A 19,299-nucleotide genomic window follows, 5' to 3' on the forward strand; every position below is an offset into this window, starting at 1 on the left:
CCTGCATTCAAGCGGAGGCTTTCTGCCGAACCACCTTGATGCTCTGAAGAAGAATAAAGAGCGCCAGGGCAATGAGAATAATGGAAATGGTCGCAAGCAGGTACTTGCGGGGCTCTGCTGTCAGAAACTCCTCTGTTTTCACCACAAGGGCACTGAGGGTGGTGATAAGCATCAGGACTGCCGGCACGGCTGTCAGTTTCCAGTTGCCGCCCCTCCTGAAGAGCCACACGCTCGTGACGATGAACACGACGCTTGCAACCAACTGGTTTGCTGAGCCGAATATGGGCCAGATGGCCTGCCAGTTGCCGAGGGCAAGCATGGAGGCAAGAAAGCCGATCAAGAGCGTAATGCCATATTTGTTTTTCATGCCGGGGATGGCGAATGTTTCACCGAGCAGCTCCGATCCAACATAGCGCGTGATGCGGGTGGCCGAATCCAGCGTCGTCATTACGAAAGTCTTCAGCATGGTGATGCCGACAAGGGCGCCGAGGGTGCCGAGAACAGGCTTTGTCAGCTCACCGTAGCCAAGCCCGAAGGTTTTAATCCACCCCCCTTTCTGAAACACTTCCTGATATACGAACCCGTGCTGGCCGACGGGCAGCTCTTTCCAGTAGAGACCTGCCGTGACGGCAACGACTGCAAGCACGGCCAGGGCCGATTCGGTGACCATGGCCCCGTAACCGACAGCCCGGATATCCTTCATGGTTGGCAGCTGCTTGGAGGTGGTGCCACTGGCCACAAGGCTGTGGAAGCCTGATACCGCTCCGCACCCGATCGTAATGAAGAGCATCGGAAACATCCAGCCCTGATCGCTTGAAAAAGCAACCACCGGAGGGGCATGGAGTTCGGGACGGGAGAGCAGCAGGCCGAGAAAACCGAAAAACATCCCGGCAAAAAGGACCAGAGCGGCAAGATGGTCACGGGGCTGCAGGAGGAGGGTGACCGGCGTCACCGAGGCAGTCATACCATAGAAGATGAGAATCACGGTCCACCACTGCGCTGGATTAGGAACAGGAAGGTTCACAGGGTAAAGGTATCCGAGAACGATGAGCCCGAAAAGCATGCTGACACCAAGCAGCGAGGATAGCGGGATGGAAAACCCCCGGTGGTACATCATCCAGCCGATGAGCGAAGCCACGGGAATGAGTCCGATGGTCGGCAGGACAACTTCAGGTGTATTGGCAAGCGTTTGGCCGGCGATGGCGGCAAACACGGCAACGATAAGGATGAGGGTAAGAAACACAAAGAGGCTGAATACGATCTTGGCGTTCCGGTCGAGAATGTTCTCGGTAAGATCGGCAATCGAGCGACCTTCATTTTTTGCTGAAATCGCCAGCGATGCCAGGTCGTGAACAGCACCCATAAAGATGCTGCCGAAGACGATCCAGGCAAGGGCGGGAAGCCATCCCCAATAGAGACACGCTATGACCGGACCGATGATGGGAGCTGCACCGGCAATTGAAGCAAAATGATGACCGAAAAGAATCAGCCAATGCTTTGCCGGCACAAAATCGACGCCGTCATGCTGCTTGACGGCAGGGGTCTCTTCGGATTCGTCGATACCCAGCTGACGGGCGAGAACCGGGCTGTAATAGCGGTAACCAAGATAAAGCAGCAGCAGCGAAACCGCTGCAAGAACCATTGTGTTCATTGAAGGATGGGGGAGGAGTTACGTTGTATGAAACAGAAAAGTAAACAATTCCGCCGATATCTTCCATATACCACCGCAGGAAGCCACCCCGCCCGGACGTCAAACAAAGAAGCGCCGGACCCTCACCCACGTTCAACCATCAGAGACTGGAGAAGATATGACAAGAAGAGTGCTTGCAGTGTGCCTGCTGCTGCTTACGACCGGGTGCGCCGTCCACCTCCGCAACAACCACGACCGGACTGACGAGCGTGACCGGAGAGAAGATCGGCGGATGGAAGAGCGAAGGGATCGGAATGACAGGAACGAACGGGACGAGAGAAGGGATGTGCGCGATGAAGACACACCAAGAGATCGCGACATCTACCGCTGAACAGGGACTTAGCGGCGCATCATGCCTCTCTTTTCGTCCAGTAGGCCTCTCCTCCCTGCTCGATGAGGCTGAACCTCCCGGTGGCGAACATTGCACTGAGGGTTTCGGCTGCTTTGTCCGGCATGTCGGGAAAACAGGCTTCAAGGGCCGAGAGAAGTTCACGCTGCTGGACGGGATGGCGAAGGGTGATGGCCGTCACAGCTTCCAGAAGATCAGCGGATCGGGTGAGGTCCATCGAGCCTTTCACCGGATGGACCAGCGGTGCGACCTCAGCAAGTATGGCGGCTGCACGCTCTATACGCTCTTCGTCCGGCAGAAGAACGTCCTTCTCGGTCGATGGCCGGGTAGGAATGACGAGATGCACCATATCGGGATTGATGCTCCTGAGCGCAGAGGCGATATCCTGCAGGGCCTCATCGGAATCGTTCACCCCGCCGAGCAGCATGACCTCCACCCAGAGACGGCCGCTGTACTCCCTGCGGAACTGGCGAAGCCCTTCGAGATGAAGCGAAAAAGTAAACCCCGGAGCCGGCCGGCTGATTCTTTGGTGCAGTTCCTCCGACCCGGCATTGAGCGAGGGCAGGACAGCATCGGCATGCAGCAGTTCGCTGCGGACTTCGGGTAAAGAGAACAGCGAGCCGTTGGTGATCACCGCCACGGGAATATCCGTCATCTTTTTTACTTCGTCAATAAGGCGACCGATGCCCTGGTAGAGCATGGTCTCCCCTGAACCGACGAAGGTGATCCAATCGATCCGCGCTCCGAAGTGAAGCGCCTCCTGTATTTCAAGCAGGATGTCTTCAGGCGGGTAGAACTCCTTCCTCTCCAGCATGTACGCCCTTGTCCGACCGAGCTGGCAGTAGATACAGTTCCAGGTACAGCTCTTAGGAGGCAGAAGGTCGACGCCAAGCGACTGGCCGAGGCGCTTTGAGGATACCGGTCCGAACACATGCTTCATGGGCGCTGCGCTGCTGGTTGAAGGGTTGAGGATAGCTAGTCGATGCCGCTGTTTTTGAGCACCTCAGAAAACTTTACCCGGCTCTCCTCTTCGAACTCATCTTTCGATATCCTCGGCAACAGCAGGCTTGCCAGACCGAAAGCAAGGATTTCAAGACCGAAAATCGCACTGTAGGCCATCATGTAGCTTCCACTGAAGGCGTGCACCACATCACGGATGACGCCCGCGCCGAAATGACCGAGGAACATTGCAAGGCTCTGTGCCGTCCCCCAGAGACCGATGTAGACACCGCTGCGTCCCGCCGTCATGGTCATCATCATGGTGATGTTCGACACGCTTGACGCCCCGAGGCCGATACCGGTGACCACCAGGCCGATGCGGAGCAGTGACTCATCACGGGCAAAGCCGGAGAAGATGATGATGGAAAAACCCGCCATACAGAACAAGTTGCCGAGGAGGGCCCCGTTCTTATTGCCGATGCGGTTCAGGAGGAAGCCCGTGATGAGCATGAATACCAGCTGCATGCCGCCCATGGTGGGACGGAACAGTTTGGTTGTCACTCCGACCGGCATACCGAAAACATCGGCGCCAAAAGGCTCCATGACGATCTCGTTGGAAAAGAGAGCAAAGATGGAAAGGAAGATATAGAACGCGAAAAACATCGTTTTCGGCGACTGCGAGAGAAGGCGGATCGACTGCACAAAGCCGAGCGATTCCTCCGCATGGCCTTTCTTCCCGACGGCGTTTCGCTCCTCTACACCCACAAAGGCAATAAGCCCGAGGACCAGTGCGACAAGGCCGCCGGCAATGCCCACGTTGATAAGCCGTTCGGGCGTATAGACATCAAGATAGGTGCCGACGACACGGGCAGAAATGATCGTGGTGAGCACCATGAGGGTCCAGCTCGAAGAGGTGACCTTGCCGATGTGCTTTTCACCTACATAATCAGCGATGAGTGCATAATAGGCGGTGGTTGCAACCTGAAGGCCGAAACCGAAGAGAAGGAACACCACCATAAGCTGCCAGAGACCGATGTCAAACAGGACAGCCGGAAAGAGGGTGGCAAAATCCGTTCCGCGGACCTGCACGTGATATGCTGCAACGGGTGCATACATAAAGGCCACGACACAGCTCACAAGACCGATGAGAATGTATGGCGAACGACGGTATCCCAAGATCGATGAGCGGTCGAACAGACTTCCGGCCCATACCTTGACGCCAAACACGGCAAGCAGCTCCTTGAGGCTGATGAGCCCGAACACGATGGTGGAGGCGATGCCGAGCTCCTTGACCATCACACGGTTGAGGGTATCGTGCAGAAAGCCCAGCATGATGCCGAAACCCATCTGGAAAAGTGCGAGACGGACCAGATTGAAGATGCGCATTGCAGCAGAAAAAAAATGTTAGGGAAAAAGATGGACTGCGGGCCGGTGCACGGCGGGAAATATAACAAAAAGGCGTGTCAATCAGTGCACATGGTCCTTAAGGGCGTCGACAAGACCGGTGAGTCGCCCTTTCGAACTGCACTTCCCTACCGCAAGACGGAGGGCCTTTTCCTCACCGATGACCATGACCAGCTTCCGGCCTCTGGTAAGCGCCGTATAGACGAGGTTGCGCTCAAGCATCGGATAGTGCAGCATTGAGAGCGGGATGACCACTGCCGGGTATTCCGATCCCTGGCTTTTATGGATGGTAATGGCCCAGGCTGGCGCCATTTCATCAAGTTCTCCCGTCTGGTAACGCACTTCCCGGCCGTCGAACAGCACCTGAAGCTCACCCTCTTCGTGGTCGATGGCCGAAATAATGCCGATATCACCGTTGAATACCTCTTTTTCGTAATTGTTCACGGTCTGGATCACCTTGTCCCCCCTGCCGAAGGCGACCCCGAACCGTTCGATCCGTTTCCCCCCTCCGCCGTTCAGCCGCTCCTGCAGAAGGACGTTCAGTGACTCGGCACCAAGAGGCCCCTGGTTCATAGGGGTCAGCACCTGAATGTCCTGCAGCGGATCAAGCTGAAAGCGTTCAGGAATCCGCTCCGCGACAACCTGCACCAGTTTTCTTTTGACGTCGTCGGCGCTCGAGGCCTCCACGAAATAAAAATCAGCGAGACCCGGCCCCTCATGACAGAGCAGACCCTCCCCCCGATTGACGCGGTGGGCGTTCTGGATGATGAGCGACGTTGCCGCCTGGCGAAAGATCTCGGTGAGACGCACCACCCTTACCTCTCCGGAACTGATGAGATCACTGAGCACGGCACCCGGTCCGACAGGCGGAAGCTGGTCCACGTCTCCTAAAAGGATGAGGGCAGCGTTCTTCGGTATCGCCGGAAGCAGCCGGTTCATCAGTACCACGTCGATCATGGATGCTTCGTCGACAATCACAAGATCCGCCTCAAGCGGGTTGGTGGCAGAGCGCTTGAAGTCAAAAGTGGCAGGATCGAATTCCAGAAGACGGTGGATGGTGCGCCCCTCACGGCCGGTCGCCTCGGAAAGCCGCTTGGCAGCCCTGCCTGTAGGTGCTGTAAGCAGCACCTTCCGGCCGAACACCTCCGGGATGGAGAGCAGGGTACGGATGATGGTGGTCTTGCCGACACCGGGACCGCCGGTAATGATGAGCAGCTTGTTTGAAAGCGCCAGACGCACGGCTTCCCGCTGCGACACAGAGAGCTTTAGGCGTGAACGCTCTTCAGCCTCGCTGACCGAACGCTCAACGTCCAGCCGGCCCCAGGGAAGCTTCCCTCCGGCAATACGCCGGATGCCTGCTGCCACACCCTGTTCGGCCTTCCAGAGGTACTCCAGATAACAGTACCGATCCGCTCCATCCAGAACAGCAACAATGCGCCCTGCAGCACACTCTACCCTGAGAGCCTCTCCGAGGACGCCCTCCGGAATCTGCAGCAGCTGACGCGCAGCATCAAGAAGCATCGGCTCAGGAACCCTGCAATGACCCTTGGAAGAAAGTTCCTGCAGCACCCAACCCACGCCGGCTCGTGCACGCAACGGTGAATCCTCTGCAATGCCGATACTCCGGGCAATGGCATCAGCCGTCCTGAACCCGATGCCAGCGATATCGCGGCTGAGCCGGTAGGGATCACGGTTGATGGCGCCGATGGAGTCAGCGCCGTAGACCTTGTAGATTTTCAGCGCCCTCGTCGTGCCGACGCCGTGCGACTGAAGAAACATCATGATCTCGCGCACCGCCTGATGCTCTCGCCACGACTCTACGATGAGCGCCTGTTTTTTCGGCCCGATGCCCGGAATGTCGCGAAGCCGTTCCGGATCGGTTTCGATGATCTGGAATACGTCTGTCCCCCATGCGCTCATCATAAGGGAGGCCAAATGCGGACCTACCCCTTTCAGCATGCCGGAGGCGAGGTATCGCTCCATCCCCTCACGGCTTTCAGGAGCAATCACCGACAGGCTTTCAGCCTTGAACTGCCGACCCCAGTTCCTGTCGTCCTGCCACCGGCCAAGCGCTTCAACGTGCTGGCCCGGAGAAACGGACGCAATGCAGCCGACCACGGTTACCAACGAATCCTCTTCATCGTTGGAGATGCGAAGCACCGAGAAGCCTGATTCGGGGTTGAAGAACCGGACTGTTTCGACAACTCCGCTGAGCCGCTCCGATGCAGCGCCATCTTCGGGCTGTCGGTCTTCAGGCTGTCCGTTCATGGCCTGTCCGTTCATGGGCTGTCCTTGACATGTGCTCAGGCGGGGACGCTCTCTCTCTCTCTCTCTCTCTCTCTCTCTCTCTCTCTGCCCACACTCTGGCGGATTTGCAATTCAGGGTGAATTTAAGTATTGTGAGGCGAAGATACTCATCTTGGGGGTGCTGCTTTCAGGGCAGCTGAGATCAAACCCTTGTAACTTGATGCAGGTAATGCTGACGCAAGGAAAGATGAAGCAGGATTCCAGAGCCATTCCGCCTTCCGCCCGCTCCCGCTTCACCGCAATAGCGCACCACCTGCAGCCATAACGTTCAACCATGGCCCATTCCAATCAGGATCCGCACTGCCCCGAACACCGACTGTACGGGAAATCGTCCAGAAAAATACATGTCGACGGCACCCTCTGGCCTCTCCGGGTCGGAATGCGCGAAATCACCCTTTCAAGGCCATACCTTTCTGGTGGACATGAGTTCACCAGTTTCCCCGTCTATGACACCAGCGGTCCCTATTCTGATCCATCGATGAAGATTGATCCTGAAAAAGGAATCCCCCCGGTGAGGGACGGTTGGGGATTCATTTCGAGTGAAACCGACAGAGCAGCCACAACCGCTCCTGAAGGCTCCATGACGACCCGCATACCGAGAAAAGCCAAAGAGGGCTCGGGCGTCACACAGATGCACTTTGCAAAAAAAGGGGTCATCACGCCTGAAATGGAGTATGTGGCCATACGGGAAAACCAGCGGCTCGAAGAGTGGACACGATCCCACGGTCGTGGCTCCATCCACGCCAATCCCGTCACACCGGAATTCGTCCGGAGTGAAATAGCCCGGGGAAGGGCCATCATACCCGCAAACGTCAACCATCCCGAACTTGAGCCGATGATCATCGGCCGGAACTTCAGGGTGAAGATAAATGCCAACATCGGCAACTCCGCCCTCAGTTCATCCATTGCCGAAGAAGTCGAAAAGTCGGTATGGGCATGCCGCTGGGGTGCCGATACCGTGATGGACCTCAGCACCGGCAAAAACATCCACACCACAAGAGAGTGGATTCTTCGAAACTCCCCCGTCCCCATCGGCACCGTACCGATCTATCAGGCACTTGAAAAAGTAGGCGGAATCGCCGAAGCCCTCACCTGGGAGCTCTATCGCGACACCCTCATCGAGCAGGCGCTCCAGGGGGTTGATTACTTCACCATCCACGCGGGAATCCTCCGCGAACATCTCCCGTTTGCCGAAAAGCGCCTGACGGGCATTGTGTCCCGAGGCGGCTCCATCATGGCAAAGTGGTGCAAAGCCAACGGCAAAGAGAACTTCCTGTACGAACATTTCCAGGACATCTGCGAGATCCTGAAAACCTACGATATCGCCGTCTCACTCGGCGACGCCCTTCGTCCCGGCAGCATAGCTGATGCCAATGACGAAGCGCAGTTCGGAGAACTCAGAGTCCTCGGAGAGCTGACAACCGCCGCATGGCGGGACGATGTACAGGTGATGATCGAAGGACCCGGCCATGTGCCGTTCCATAAGATAGAGGAGAACATGCAGAAACAGCTCGAGTACTGCCATGAAGCTCCGTTCTATACCCTAGGCCCTCTTGTCACCGACATCGCTGCAGGCTATGACCATGTCAACTCATCGATAGGCGGCACCCTCATCGCCGTCTACGGCTGCTCCATGCTCTGTTACGTCACTCCTAAGGAACACCTCGGCCTTCCGGACCGCAATGATGTGCGAGAAGGCGTGGTAGTACACCGGATTGCCGCCCACGCAGCCGACCTGGCCAAAGGAAGCCCTGCGGCATGGCTGCATGATGAACTCATGAGTCAGGCACGGTACGCTTTTGCATGGGAAGACCAGTTCAATCTTTCACTTGATCCTGAAAAGGCTCGAAAGCTCCACACTGAAAGCTTGAAAGCAGCCGGCCATACTGGTGCGGACCCCGACTTCTGCACCATGTGCGGTCCCGACTTCTGCTCGATGAAAAAGTCGAAGGAAGCAAAAACCCTGCATTGAGCGGGAAAAGGAAGAAAAAAAAGCTTCTAAATCCCAATAAAAAAAGGCGCATCACATGCGCCTTTTTTATTGGTTTCAACTTATCCGTTACTGCTCTTCAGCAGCCAGCCTTGACGATGGCTGCGAAATCAGCAGCATTGAGGCTTGCACCTCCGATAAGTCCGCCGTCGATGTCCGGCATGGCGAAGAGTTCCTCGGCGTTTGAAGCCTTGACGCTTCCGCCGTACTGGATGCGCACGGCCTCCGACACTTCTGTGCCATACATTCCCTTCACCGTATCGCGAATGAGACGATGCACTTCCTGAGCCTGGTCGGAAGATGCGGTTTTGCCGGTTCCGATAGCCCATACCGGCTCATAGGCGATCACGAGATCAGTAATATCTGCAACGCCTTTCAGCCCCCCGGTCACCTGGCGTGAAACCACAGTGCCGGTTACCCCTTCTTCACGCTCAGCAAGCGTTTCGCCGACGCAGAGGATAACCTTCATGCCGGAAGCGAGCACTTTCTTGATGCGGAGATTGACGGTCTCGTCCGTCTCCCCGAAATACTGGCGTCGCTCGGAGTGGCCGATGATGACGTAGGTGCAGCCGACTGCCTTCAACATGCCGGTTGAGACCTCTCCGGTGTATGCCCCGTCGTCTTCATAGTGACAGTTCTGGGCAACAAGCGCGATGCCGCTGCCATCCAGAGCACGCCCGACGGCGTCAAGTGCGGGGTAGGTCGGGGCAATGCCGGCCTCGCAGCCAGAACACCCGTCACCAAGCGCAGCGATGACCGCCGTGGCAAGTTCAGTCGACTCTGCGACCGTTTTGTTCATTTTCCAGTTGCCGACAACGATTTTTCTGCGCATAGCTGTATGTGGTTAGTACTCTGTTTTGATATCGGAATAAATTTTCTCGATCTCGGTGATGCTGAACCGGTGGCGCCCCGAACGGGCATCCTTCAGTTCGACCTCCGAAGCGCCGACCACGGTCAGGATGCCGTGCCAGACCCTGGCTTCACGGGTGACCAGGTTGACCTCACGGTTCACCAGTTCCTGATTGTTGGCAATCCGGTCCGGACGATAGATGATTTGACGCTTGCCCATGTGAGAAGTGGTTGAAATTGATTGTTGCAGTTAACAAAAATCCGTAGCGAATTCCTATTGCTATCGTGTTACAAATGCCTGAGGGCAGTTACTTCACGAAGATTTTCAGGATTTCATAGTGCAGTTCTCCCTTCGGAACGACAATGGCAACCTTGTCGCCGACTGTTTTACCGATAAGCGCTCTGCCGACTGGAGAGCGGACGGATATCTTTCCAAGGTCGCTATCGGCCTCTTCCGAGGACACGAGAGTGTACTCGATGATTTCCTTCGGGTCGTCGAGATTGCGGAGCTCTACGGAAGTGAGTATGTAGACCTTATCGGTCTTGATCTGCTTCGGATCAAGGATGGTGGCTGATGCCAGCTTGTTTTCAAGGTCGGCGATGCGGGACTCGGTCTGGGACTGCTCCTCCCTTGCGGCATCATATTCTGCATTTTCGCTTAAATCCCCGTGTGAACGGGCCTCGGCGATCTTTTCGAGGACCTCTTTCCTGGTTTCCTGCACCAGCACCTGCAGCTCCTCTTTCAACCGGTTGTATCCGTCTCTGGTCAGGTACACTCTCTCACTCATCTCTAGGCAGTTTGTGGTTGGGAAGTAACCGATGGCCATGCAGTGGTGCATGGAAAACAAAAAAAAGTAAAGTCAGCTGCTCTGGGGCTGACTTTACTTAAGGAAATGTACAACACGGAAGCGCTTAAGGCAAAAAAAACTTACAGGTTGAAGGCAAAATATATCTTGTTTCCCTGGCGGTTGACGAGAAGAAACAGCAGTTCTCCCTCTTTGAGATTCCTGACCGCGGTGCCGAATGCGGCGAACGAATCCACAGGCTTGCGGTTGACTGCAAGAATCACGTCACCCTTGCGTAGACCTGCCCGGTAAGCGTTGCCGGACTGATCGACGGAGGTGATGACGACATGGCCCGAGCCGGGACCGAGGTTGCGGGCCTGGTCGGTGGTAAGCGGCGCAGCGGTGAACCAGAGGGCACGGTTGGCCTCCCCCTGAGCACCCGGAGCAATTGCTTCAGGCGCAGGCTGCTGTCCCAGCCGCACCCGGACGGTGCGCTTCATGCCCTCACGCAGAAAGGTGAGTAATACCTCGGTTCCCGGCGCCAGACCGGCGATGGTGTTCCGAAGCTCCACGCTTCCTTTGACCGGAGCCCCGTTGAAGGTGGTGATCACATCTCCGGTCGCAATCCCCGCCGCGGCCGCAGGGCTTCGGGCGACCACCGTTCCGACAAGCGCACCTTCCGCCCGCTCAAGCTGCATCGCTTTGGCGAGATTGTCGTCTATATCCTGTATGCTGACCCCGAGGTAGCCGCGGGTCACCTTGCCTTTAGTGATGAGGGCAGTCATGACCTTCCGGGCCATGTTTGAGGGGACAGCAAAGCCGATGCCCTCAAATCCGCCTGTCCGGCTGGCGATGGCGGTATTGATGCCGACCAGCTCCCCGTTTATATTGACGAGGGGCCCGCCAGAGTTGCCGGGGTTGATGGCTGCATCGGTCTGGATGAAGTCCTCATAGTCGGCCAGACCGACATTGGCCCGTCCCTTGGCGCTTACTATCCCCTGGGTGACCGTTCTGGCAAGGTTTTCGCCGAGCGGACTGCCGATGGCGATGACCCATTCACCGACCCGCAACCTGTCGCTGTCGCCGAGGACAATGGGCTTCAGGTTCCGGGCGGTCACCTTGATGACGGCAAGGTCGGTCTTGGGATCGGTGCCGATGACTCTGGCATCGAGCCGGCGGTTGTCGGAGGTCCGGATAAAGACCGCATCAGCACCGTCGATGACATGGTTGTTGGTGAGAATGTAGCCATCATCCGTAACGATGACGCCCGAACCAAGCCCTTGCTGGATCTGCTTCCGGCCCTCACGAGGCTCCATTCCGGGAAAGCCGAAAAAGTCATCGAACTGATGGCCGAAAAAGTCGAACGGCGACATCATTCGGCGGCTGACGGTCTTTTCCGTATAAACAGTCACCACTGAGGGTGTAGCAGACTCTGCAATCTGCACAAAGGCCTCGTTGAAGCTCCTGAGGGACTGCACGGGGTAGTCCTCAATGGTGTTTTTAGCCTCGGCGTAGCGGGGCCCTCCCGAAAGCGACAATTCTTTTCCGGAACCGGAACCAAAGCCCGAAAAGGAGAATTCAAGGTTGCTGAAGACCAATGCGCCGATGGCGATCCCCGCAAGAACCAGAAGCAGGGACTTCATTGTAGACGGTTTCCTGTTCATCATGGGTACTGTCTTATGGTTTATCTGTACGGTGTAGCAGTGGTTACATAGGTGACTCGAGGCGCTCGACGGCGGTGAGACCCGCCTTCATCTTGTTCATGGTTTCCTGATACTCGGACTCAGGCGTCGAGTCGGCAACGATGCCGCCAGCCGCCTGAAAATAGATGGTACCATCATGTACCACCATGGTGCGGATGGCTATGGCTGTCGTGAGGTTCCCCTTGAAGTCCAGGTACCCCACCGCCCCGCCGTACAGTCCGCGCTTCTCCTTCTCAAGTTCGTAGATGATCTCCATGGCACGAACTTTCGGCGCGCCGGTGAGGGTGCCGGCGGGGAAACACGACCAGAATGCGTCCATGGTCCCCAGTTCGTCCTTCAGCTCCCCGCGCACGTTGCTGACGATGTGCATCACGTGGGAGTACTTCTCGATGATCATCTTCTCATTGGTGTCCACGGTCCCGATCTTGGCAATCCGGCCGATATCGTTCCGGCTGAGGTCGATGAGCATGAGGTGCTCAGCGCACTCTTTCTCGTCGGCAAGCAGTTCTTCAGCAATTCGGGCGTCCTCCTCGAAAGTCGCTCCGCGGTGGCGGGTTCCGGCAATAGGCCGGGTGTCGACGATCCGGCGGCCGGAGGCATCACACTCCACCTTCACCAGCAGTTCCGGCGAGGAGCCGACAATCTGGAAATCATCCAGTTCGAAATAATAGAGGTAGGGAGAAGGGTTGACGGTGCGGAGCATGCGGTAGACGTCAAACGGCCGGGTATTGAGGCGGCGACGGAGCCGCTGGGACACCTGTACCTGAAAGATGTCGCCCGCCATGATGTGCTCCTTGGCCACCGCGACTTTCCGGAGGTAATCAGCTTTTTCGGTATTCGAAACCACCGGCTCCGGTTTTTCGGGCCTGAAAGCAATCTCGTCGCGCTCAAGCGGACGGAAGATCCGCTCGACAATCGCATCAATTTTCCCCTCCGCAGCCGACCGGTCCGTTTCATCGAGATGGTTGGAAACGATGAAGAGCCTGCGCATGATGTTGTCGAAAACGACAAGGGTATCGCAGAAAAGGAGACATACGTCAGGCATGCCGGCAGGATCTGGTTCCGCCGCTTTCGGGATCCTCTCGACAAGATGCATCGCATCATAGCCGAAATAGCCGAACACACCGGAAGTGATCATTTGAGCTGAGCCGTTTTTCCTCCCCGGAATACTTTCGGTATCGAACGCATCGAGACACCGGTCGATCATATGGCGGAGGCCGGCGTCAGGATCAGCGGCATCCAGAAGGCCGCTGAAACGGCGATCGAGCACCTCCACCCCGGCCGGCCCGTCGACAGAACCGCGAAGAATGGCGACAGGATCGAGTGCGATATAGGAAAACCGTGCAAGCCGCTCTTCACCCTCGACCGACTCAAGCAGGCAGGTGTTGGGGCCCTGAAGCTTCATGTAGACGGAAACCGGGGTCTCGGTGTCGGCATGGAGTTCCCGGACCAGCGGTTTGAGAAGATATGGGGCACGCCCTCGGGTATCTGGCATAAGTCAAAGAATGCTCGGTGGGCCTTAGAAAGAGCCCGATTGAGAAAATTTTCGTATCATTGAATCGAACTGGACAATAACTGTACTAATAACTGTACAATAACAGAGAACTCCTGCAGGCACCGTCCTGAAACATTACCGGGATCCAGAATACAGAGAGAGAACATGGCCTCCCGCCCTTTCAACCCGCACGCCCTCAGACACTGGTTCAAAGCACTGGCACTCTCACCGGGTGTCCTGTTCAGCGCAACCTACCTGTTGCTGCATCTCGGAACAGCAGTCTACCTCAACACGGCCTTCATTTCCGACCTCAGGGCACTGGTTCTGCACCAAACAGACCGGCAGATGGAACTCTCCGTAAGTTTTCTTACTGCGGGACCATCACTGGACTCCATCACCCTAAAGCATGTCGGTATACATCCCTCTACCGGCAGCAAACAGGCACAGCCGCAGACCCCCGTCAACATGGCGTTCCCCTGCCCGGATCTCAGTCTGCTGGTCTTCAGCAGCCCGATGCGTGAGGCAAGAGAGAGGGCGGTGTGCGACAGCATTCTCGCCAGCTGTGCTCCCTCTTTCCGACACTCCGGCGGTTTTCCTCAGTGAATAACGAGCCCGGCCCGTTGCCATCTGATTGAGGTCAGTTTTTCAACCGGATCGGTCAGAAGGGAAAGATTGGGATTCCAGGACCAGTAGACAAGCAACGCACGCCCGAGAATATCCTTTGATGGGACAAACCCCCAGAAGCGGCTGTCGAGACTGTTGTCACGGTTGTCGCCCATGGCAAAATAGTAGTCATCCCCGACAGTGTAGGACGAAGCCGGAACTCCGTCAATAAAAACTGCGCCGCTGTGGACACCGACCGTATGCCCCTCATCGGAGATCAGCCAGGCGTACATCGGAAGCGTCTGTTCGTTAAGGGTAATGATATCGCCCTTTCTGGGTATCCTGACCGGTCCGTAATTGTCCTTGTTGAAACCCGAAAAGCGCGGGAAAATCATTGAATCGTCTTCTCCCGGCTGCATCTCGGTGCCGATGAACTGCCCGTCTGGTGGCAATGCGACCTCACTGCCGTTGACATACAGGCTCCTTTTGCGGATTTCGAGGGTGTCGCCGCTCGTGGCGACGCAACGCTTGATATAGTTGAGTGAACGGTCATGGGGATACTTGAACACAAAGATATCGCCACGCGACACACCCTCCACACGGGGAAGCTGGAGATCGGTGAAGGGTACCCTGGCTCCGTATATGAACTTGTTCACAAAAATGAAGTCCCCGGCCATGAGGGTTTTTTCCATCGAACCGGTAGGGATCCGGTAGGACTCGACAACAAACACCCGAAGAAGGGAAGCAAATATCGCGGCAATGATGAGTGCTTCCATCCACTCCCTCGAATGCTTTTTCATGCGGCTGTTCTCTTGTGTATTCAAGTGGATTACGGGGTTACGATTGCTGAAATGCGGTGTGATGACACACCGGTATTTTGACGTTTTTTTCAGGCCGTCCCTGCGCAGTGCCGCCTGTTTTTCATCCCTCGATCTATCGTTCCGGCTTATTCGTCGATGTTGAGGATCGCAAGGAACGCCTCCTGGGGCACCTCGACACGCCCGACCTGCTTCATGCGCTTCTTGCCCTCTTTCTGCTTCTCGAGAAGCTTGCGTTTGCGGCTGATATCGCCACCGTAGCACTTTGCAAGAACGTTCTTGCGCATGGCTGAAATGGTTTCGCGCGAAATGATCCGGCTGCCGATAGCCGCCTGAATGGCAACCTCGTACATCTGCTTGGGAATGATACCCTTCAGCTTTCCGCAAAGCTTACGACCCCAGTCGTAGGCTTTCGAGCGGTGCACGATGATGGAGAGAGCATCGACAGGCTCGGCGTTGAGCAGCACGTCGAGCTTCACAAGGTCCGATTCGCGGTACCCGATGTACTCGTAATCCATCGATGCATAGCCTTTCGAAATCGACTTCAGCCTGTCATGGAAATCAAACACGATTTCGGCAAGGGGGAACTCGAAGTGCATGTTCACGCGCTGGGTATCGAGGTAGTCAGTGTTCCGGTACTCGCCCCTGCGCTCCATGCCGAGCTTCATGATGTTGCCAATATAGTCCGCGAGCGTGATAATCTGCATGCTGACGTAAGGCTCCTCCACATGGGCGATGCGGGTTGTATCGGGCATTTTCGACGGGTTGTCGACAACGACAGTCTCTCCATTGGTCATAATCACCCGGTACTCCACGTTCGGAACCGTGGTGATGATGTTCATATCGTATTCACGCTCGAGCCGCTCCTGGATGATCTCCATATGGAGCAGGCCGAGGAACCCGCAGCGGAATCCGAAGCCGAGCGCCACGGAGGTTTCCGGGGTATAGACGAGCGAAGCGTCGTTCAGGGAGAGCTTTTCGAGCGACTCCCTCAGATCCTCGAACTCATTGGAGTTCACCGGATAGAGGCCGCTGAAAACCATCGGCTTAACATCCTTGTACCCGGCAAGCCGTTTTTCGGCAGGCACTTCGGCGTGGGTGACAGTGTCGCCCACCTTGGCATCCTTCACGTCCTTGATGGAGCATATCAGGTAGCCCACATCCCCCGCCTCAAGCACCTCTTTGGGCTGACGCTTGAGGGCCATGGTGCCGATCTCGTCAGCAAGGAAAATCTTGTCGTTTGCGAAGAAGCGCACCTTCTCCCCGCGACGTAACACGCCGTCGACAATGCGGAGGTAGACCACCGCACCGCGGTAAGGATCGAACACGGAGTCGAAAATGAGAGCGCGCAGGGGCTGCTTCCGGTTGTCTGCCGGAGCAGGAACGCGGGCGATGATGGCCTCCATCAGCTCGGCCACGCCAAGCCCGGCCTTCGCCGACACCTGCAGAATCTCCTCACGATCGATGCCGATAAGATCGATGATCTGGCGGGCAACACCCTCGACATCGGACGAAGGAAGATCGATCTTGTTGATGACCGGTATGATTTCGAGCCCTGCCTCGATGGCAAGGTAAAGGTTCGCGATGGTCTGGGCTTCCACGCCCTGGGTAGCATCGACGACAAGCAAAGCACCTTCGCAGGCTGCAAGTGAACGTGAGACCTCGTAGCTGAAATCCACGTGGCCGGGCGTATCGATGAGGTTAAGGACATAATCGAGTCCATCCCCGGCCGTGTACTTCATCTGCACCGCATGACTCTTGATGGTGATGCCGCGTTCGCGCTCGAGGTCCATATCATCGAGCACCTGGGCCGAATCCATCTGCGTACGGTCAAGGGTATGGGTCATCTCCAGCAGGCGGTCGGCCAGGGTGGACTTGCCATGGTCAATGTGGGCTATGATGCAGAAGTTCCTGATGCGGCTGACTTCCGGACTGGACGGGGCCATATAAAAAACGGTTTATTCTCTGTTGTATTGCAAGGTGCAAAATATACTCAAAATAACAGTGATTGCGGCATCAGCCGGCCCTTCAAACGAGCTGCCGTTCGGCCTCCACAGAACGGAACCCACGAACGAACTCGCAGGCCTCCATCGGCCGCTTGCCCTCAAGTTGCAGGAGAAGCAGTTCGATCCATCCATCGATACCGCGGGCATAAAGCCTGCCGTCCTCAATGTGAAGGGATCCGGGAGAGAACGGAGAAGATGGTGAGATGCCGGGTGCCGGGGCGGAGCGGAAGATCTTCACGCTCCTGCCCCCGAGGGTGGTCCAGGCTGCCGGACGCATGGAAAGACCCCGGATGAAGTTATGGAGATCGGCGGCACGCCTGTTCCAGTCGATCCTGGTGTTCTCCCTCGTCAGCTTCGGAGCCTTCGACGCCATTGATTCATCCTGAAGGGTGAGCTCGACGCGTGCTTCCGCTATCAGGCGAAGGGTTTCCAGGACGGCCTCAGCACCGATCAGAGAGAGCCTCAGGGCAAGTTCAGTGGCATTCTCATCGCTACCGACCGGTGTTCTCCGCTTCAGGATGATGCTTCCGGTGTCGACCTGCTGCTGGAGGAAAAAAGTGGTGACACCACTCTCCCGATCCCCATGCATCAGTGCATGATTGATGGGGGCCGCTCCCCGATAAGCAGGAAGCAGCGAGGCATGGAGGTTAAACGAGCCGAGACGTGCTGCCTCGTAGACTGCTGGAGGGAGAATCCGGAACGCCGCAACAACGATTACATCGGGACGGAGGTCCCGGACTCTCTCGGCAAAAGCGGGGTCCTTCACATCCTCGACCTCAAGAACCGGAAGCCCGAGCTCCAGAGCCGCCTGCTTCACCGGGGTCGGTTCAGGCGCCGAATTCCTGCTGCGGCGCGGGCGGTCGGGACCGGTGACGACCATCACAATCTCAAGCTGCGGGCCGGCACCGGCAACCGCCCTCAGCGAAGGAACGGCGAATTCGGGCGTACCCATAAACAGTATCCGCATGGCAGAGAGCTTTCTAATTCAATGAGTTGCAGTGCATAGGCAATGACCGTCAGGTAGGCTTCACATGCAGGCCGGGCCCTCACCGCTCCGCGAACACTCCCGCGCTATGGGGTAGTCGGCAGGAACCAGCCCGGCAGCGATATCGTCCAGTTCCTGCTGGATCCGTCGACGGTCCCGCTTCTCCATCCTGTCAACGAAAAGCGTGCCGTTGAGGTGGTCTATCTCATGCTGCAGTACCCGGGCAAGCATGCCGGAAAACTCCTCAGTATGCTCCTGGAAGTTCCGGTCCCGGTATTTCAGGGTGATTTCGGACGGGCGCAGAACATCGCCCTGCACGCCGGGAACGCTGAGACAGCCCTCCTCCATCAGGTTCTTTCCTCGCACAGCCAGGACGTTGGGGTTGATGACCACCATCGGCTGCACGTCCTCATAAGACTTCATGCAGGAAATATCCAGCACGAGAAGCCTGATGGAGCAACCGACCTGCGGGGCGGCAAGGCCGATGCCCGAAGCATTTTCCATGGACTCGAACATAGAGTCGATAAGCGCCGAGATTTCTGCGTCAACGCCTTTCAGCGGTTTTGCCTTCTGGTGAAGGACTTCGTCGGAGTATGTATTGATCGGAAGAATCATGGGAGCAACATTCATTCTTTACTGAAACAGCGGCTAAAGACATCAACATGCCACTTCCGCTCTCATTGAAATCAACCTCGGGAACGCCCGTATAGTTGCCCCGGAAGAGGCGGTACGCTACTGTGTGAGGGGAAAATAACAATATCCTGCAATTTTCCCCGATCCCCTCCCCGCGCACCGCCGGAACGACCCTCAGCGATTCTTGTTTTTAGTTTGTATATTTAACCACATATGGCAGACACCAACGACAACACAGGGCAGCCGAAGGCGGCAACCCGTCAGGCAGAGACACTGTTCCGCGCATATATGAAAGCGGAGGGAATGCGCTGCACAACGGAACGCATAGCGGTTCTTCGGGAAGTGTACGGCTCAGGAACACATCTGGATGCCGATGAAATATACCGGCGCATGAAGGACCGGGGCATAGCAATATCACGTGCAACCGTCTACCATACCCTCGACCTCCTGTTCCGGGTCCACCTCGTAGCCAAAATTGACCTCGGACACAAGCATACCCACTACGAACAGTCGCACGGCGTGGCAAACCACCTGCATGTGGTCTGTGAACAGTGCGGACTCGTCGTTGAAATCGCAAGCGCCGAACTTGGTGCCCTGCTTGAGCGGCTCTGCTGCGAGCAGGGCTTCCAGCTGGGAAGCTTCAGCCTCCAGGTGTTCGGCAGATGCATAGATGGCGCTGCAGGCAAAACCTGCCGGCGCCGCAGGAAAGCGGAAAAATAGCTGACCGGGCCCAACCCCGATCC

The 19,299-nt window shown here is 56.7% G+C and carries 17 protein-coding genes and 1 riboswitch; of the genes, 4 read left to right on the forward strand and 13 right to left on the reverse strand.

The genetic code is table 11. The annotated features are described in order from the left end of the window. Nucleotides 1-7: 7 nt before the first annotated feature. Nucleotides 8-1,651: a carbon starvation protein A gene (locus A3K90_RS06570; protein ID WP_303681761.1), complete on the reverse strand. Its 1,644-nt coding sequence runs from the start codon at nt 1,649-1,651 to the stop codon at nt 8-10. 157 nt (nt 1,652-1,808) lie between these two features. Between A3K90_RS06570 and A3K90_RS06575 the strand changes: the two genes are divergently transcribed. Further along, the gene (locus A3K90_RS06575; protein WP_303681762.1) at nt 1,809-2,021 is read left to right on the forward strand and encodes a hypothetical protein; all 213 of its coding nucleotides are present in this window, start codon (nt 1,809-1,811) and stop codon (nt 2,019-2,021) included. 19 nt (nt 2,022-2,040) lie between these two features. On the opposite strand, the gene A3K90_RS06580 is transcribed toward A3K90_RS06575, so the two are convergent. The 3 genes from A3K90_RS06580 to A3K90_RS06590 form a co-directional block, all read right to left on the reverse strand. Continuing rightward, complete coding sequence (locus A3K90_RS06580) at nt 2,041-2,979, reverse strand: radical SAM protein (protein ID WP_303681763.1); 939 nt, start codon at nt 2,977-2,979, stop codon at nt 2,041-2,043. A gap of 35 nt (nt 2,980-3,014) precedes the next feature. Then, nucleotides 3,015-4,364, reverse strand: coding sequence for a BCD family MFS transporter (locus A3K90_RS06585; RefSeq protein ID WP_303681764.1), 1,350 nt, complete (start codon nt 4,362-4,364; stop codon nt 3,015-3,017). 81 nt (nt 4,365-4,445) lie between these two features. Beyond that, the gene (locus tag A3K90_RS06590; protein WP_303681765.1) at nt 4,446-6,665 is read right to left on the reverse strand and encodes an ATP-dependent RecD-like DNA helicase; all 2,220 of its coding nucleotides are present in this window, start codon (nt 6,663-6,665) and stop codon (nt 4,446-4,448) included. Nucleotides 6,666-6,793: 128 nt separating this feature from the next. Beyond that, nucleotides 6,794-6,890, forward strand: a riboswitch (TPP riboswitch). 73 nt (nt 6,891-6,963) lie between these two features. Here A3K90_RS06590 and thiC point away from each other — a divergent pair. Then, nucleotides 6,964-8,661, forward strand: a complete 1,698-nt coding sequence (gene thiC, locus A3K90_RS06595; protein ID WP_303681766.1) for a phosphomethylpyrimidine synthase ThiC — start codon at nt 6,964-6,966, stop codon at nt 8,659-8,661. Between the two features lie 97 nt (nt 8,662-8,758). Here the strand turns inward: thiC and tpiA are convergent, their stop codons facing one another. The 5 genes from tpiA to trpE form a co-directional block, all read right to left on the reverse strand. Next, nucleotides 8,759-9,511, reverse strand: a complete 753-nt coding sequence (tpiA, locus tag A3K90_RS06600; RefSeq protein WP_303681767.1) for a triose-phosphate isomerase — start codon at nt 9,509-9,511, stop codon at nt 8,759-8,761. Nucleotides 9,512-9,523: 12 nt separating this feature from the next. Beyond that, on the reverse strand, nt 9,524-9,748 hold the full coding sequence (locus A3K90_RS06605) for a hypothetical protein (protein ID WP_303681768.1): 225 nt from the start codon (nt 9,746-9,748) through the stop codon (nt 9,524-9,526). Nucleotides 9,749-9,836: 88 nt separating this feature from the next. Beyond that, complete coding sequence (gene greA, locus A3K90_RS06610; RefSeq protein ID WP_303681769.1) at nt 9,837-10,316, reverse strand: transcription elongation factor GreA; 480 nt, start codon at nt 10,314-10,316, stop codon at nt 9,837-9,839. 140 nt (nt 10,317-10,456) lie between these two features. Beyond that, complete coding sequence (locus A3K90_RS06615) at nt 10,457-11,956, reverse strand: DegQ family serine endoprotease (protein WP_303681770.1); 1,500 nt, start codon at nt 11,954-11,956, stop codon at nt 10,457-10,459. A gap of 64 nt (nt 11,957-12,020) precedes the next feature. Then, nucleotides 12,021-13,511 (reverse strand): anthranilate synthase component I, encoded by a 1,491-nt coding sequence (trpE, locus tag A3K90_RS06620; RefSeq protein ID WP_303681771.1) that lies wholly within the window; start codon nt 13,509-13,511, stop codon nt 12,021-12,023. Nucleotides 13,512-13,676: 165 nt separating this feature from the next. On the opposite strand from trpE, the gene A3K90_RS06625 reads away from it, so the two are divergent. Then, nucleotides 13,677-14,114, forward strand: a complete 438-nt coding sequence (locus tag A3K90_RS06625) for a hypothetical protein (RefSeq protein WP_303681772.1) — start codon at nt 13,677-13,679, stop codon at nt 14,112-14,114. Here A3K90_RS06625 and lepB read toward each other — a convergent pair. The 4 genes from lepB to def all read right to left on the reverse strand — a co-directional run bounded on the left by lepB (nt 14,108) and on the right by def (nt 18,538). Continuing rightward, nucleotides 14,108-14,914, reverse strand: a complete 807-nt coding sequence (gene lepB, locus A3K90_RS06630; protein WP_303681773.1) for a signal peptidase I — start codon at nt 14,912-14,914, stop codon at nt 14,108-14,110. The two genes, A3K90_RS06625 and lepB, sit on opposite strands and share 7 nt — an antisense overlap. Before the next feature lie 146 nt (nt 14,915-15,060). Next, a complete protein-coding gene (gene lepA, locus A3K90_RS06635) occupies nt 15,061-16,878 on the reverse strand; it encodes a translation elongation factor 4 (protein WP_303681774.1) in 1,818 nt (605 codons plus the stop codon). 82 nt (nt 16,879-16,960) lie between these two features. Beyond that, nucleotides 16,961-17,905 (reverse strand): methionyl-tRNA formyltransferase, encoded by a 945-nt coding sequence (gene fmt / locus A3K90_RS06640; protein WP_303681775.1) that lies wholly within the window; start codon nt 17,903-17,905, stop codon nt 16,961-16,963. Between the two features lie 60 nt (nt 17,906-17,965). Next, nucleotides 17,966-18,538, reverse strand: coding sequence for a peptide deformylase (def, locus tag A3K90_RS06645; RefSeq protein WP_303681776.1), 573 nt, complete (start codon nt 18,536-18,538; stop codon nt 17,966-17,968). Between the two features lie 231 nt (nt 18,539-18,769). Here def and A3K90_RS06650 point away from each other — a divergent pair, with 231 nt between their 5' ends. Continuing rightward, entirely contained in the window at nt 18,770-19,276 is a 507-nt protein-coding gene (locus A3K90_RS06650; protein ID WP_303681777.1) for a Fur family transcriptional regulator, read from the forward strand. Nucleotides 19,277-19,299 lie beyond the last annotated feature (23 nt).

Origin of the sequence: Pelodictyon luteolum (assembly GCF_001622165.1) — a bacterium.
GTDB classification, from domain to species: domain Bacteria; phylum Bacteroidota; class Chlorobiia; order Chlorobiales; family Chlorobiaceae; genus Chlorobium; species Chlorobium luteolum_B.

What these genes read in the sequence shown, in the direction of transcription:
- A3K90_RS06570 (WP_303681761.1), bottom strand. Translation starts at nt 1,651, where the DNA reads ATGAACACAATGGTTCTTGCAGCGGTTTCGCTGCTGCTGCTTTATCTT.
- A3K90_RS06575 (WP_303681762.1), top strand. Translation starts at nt 1,809, where the DNA reads ATGACAAGAAGAGTGCTTGCAGTGTGCCTGCTGCTGCTTACGACCGGG.
- A3K90_RS06580 (WP_303681763.1), bottom strand. Translation starts at nt 2,979, where the DNA reads ATGAAGCATGTGTTCGGACCGGTATCCTCAAAGCGCCTCGGCCAGTCG.
- A3K90_RS06585 (WP_303681764.1), bottom strand. Translation starts at nt 4,364, where the DNA reads ATGCGCATCTTCAATCTGGTCCGTCTCGCACTTTTCCAGATGGGTTTC.
- A3K90_RS06590 (WP_303681765.1), bottom strand. Translation starts at nt 6,665, where the DNA reads ATGAACGGACAGGCCATGAACGGACAGCCTGAAGACCGACAGCCCGAA.
- thiC (WP_303681766.1), top strand. Translation starts at nt 6,964, where the DNA reads ATGGCCCATTCCAATCAGGATCCGCACTGCCCCGAACACCGACTGTAC.
- tpiA (WP_303681767.1), bottom strand. Translation starts at nt 9,511, where the DNA reads ATGCGCAGAAAAATCGTTGTCGGCAACTGGAAAATGAACAAAACGGTC.
- A3K90_RS06605 (WP_303681768.1), bottom strand. Translation starts at nt 9,748, where the DNA reads ATGGGCAAGCGTCAAATCATCTATCGTCCGGACCGGATTGCCAACAAT.
- greA (WP_303681769.1), bottom strand. Translation starts at nt 10,316, where the DNA reads ATGAGTGAGAGAGTGTACCTGACCAGAGACGGATACAACCGGTTGAAA.
- A3K90_RS06615 (WP_303681770.1), bottom strand. Translation starts at nt 11,956, where the DNA reads ATGAAGTCCCTGCTTCTGGTTCTTGCGGGGATCGCCATCGGCGCATTG.
- trpE (WP_303681771.1), bottom strand. Translation starts at nt 13,511, where the DNA reads ATGCCAGATACCCGAGGGCGTGCCCCATATCTTCTCAAACCGCTGGTC.
- A3K90_RS06625 (WP_303681772.1), top strand. Translation starts at nt 13,677, where the DNA reads ATGGCCTCCCGCCCTTTCAACCCGCACGCCCTCAGACACTGGTTCAAA.
- lepB (WP_303681773.1), bottom strand. Translation starts at nt 14,914, where the DNA reads ATGAAAAAGCATTCGAGGGAGTGGATGGAAGCACTCATCATTGCCGCG.
- lepA (WP_303681774.1), bottom strand. Translation starts at nt 16,878, where the DNA reads ATGGCCCCGTCCAGTCCGGAAGTCAGCCGCATCAGGAACTTCTGCATC.
- fmt (WP_303681775.1), bottom strand. Translation starts at nt 17,905, where the DNA reads ATGCGGATACTGTTTATGGGTACGCCCGAATTCGCCGTTCCTTCGCTG.
- def (WP_303681776.1), bottom strand. Translation starts at nt 18,538, where the DNA reads ATGATTCTTCCGATCAATACATACTCCGACGAAGTCCTTCACCAGAAG.
- A3K90_RS06650 (WP_303681777.1), top strand. Translation starts at nt 18,770, where the DNA reads ATGGCAGACACCAACGACAACACAGGGCAGCCGAAGGCGGCAACCCGT.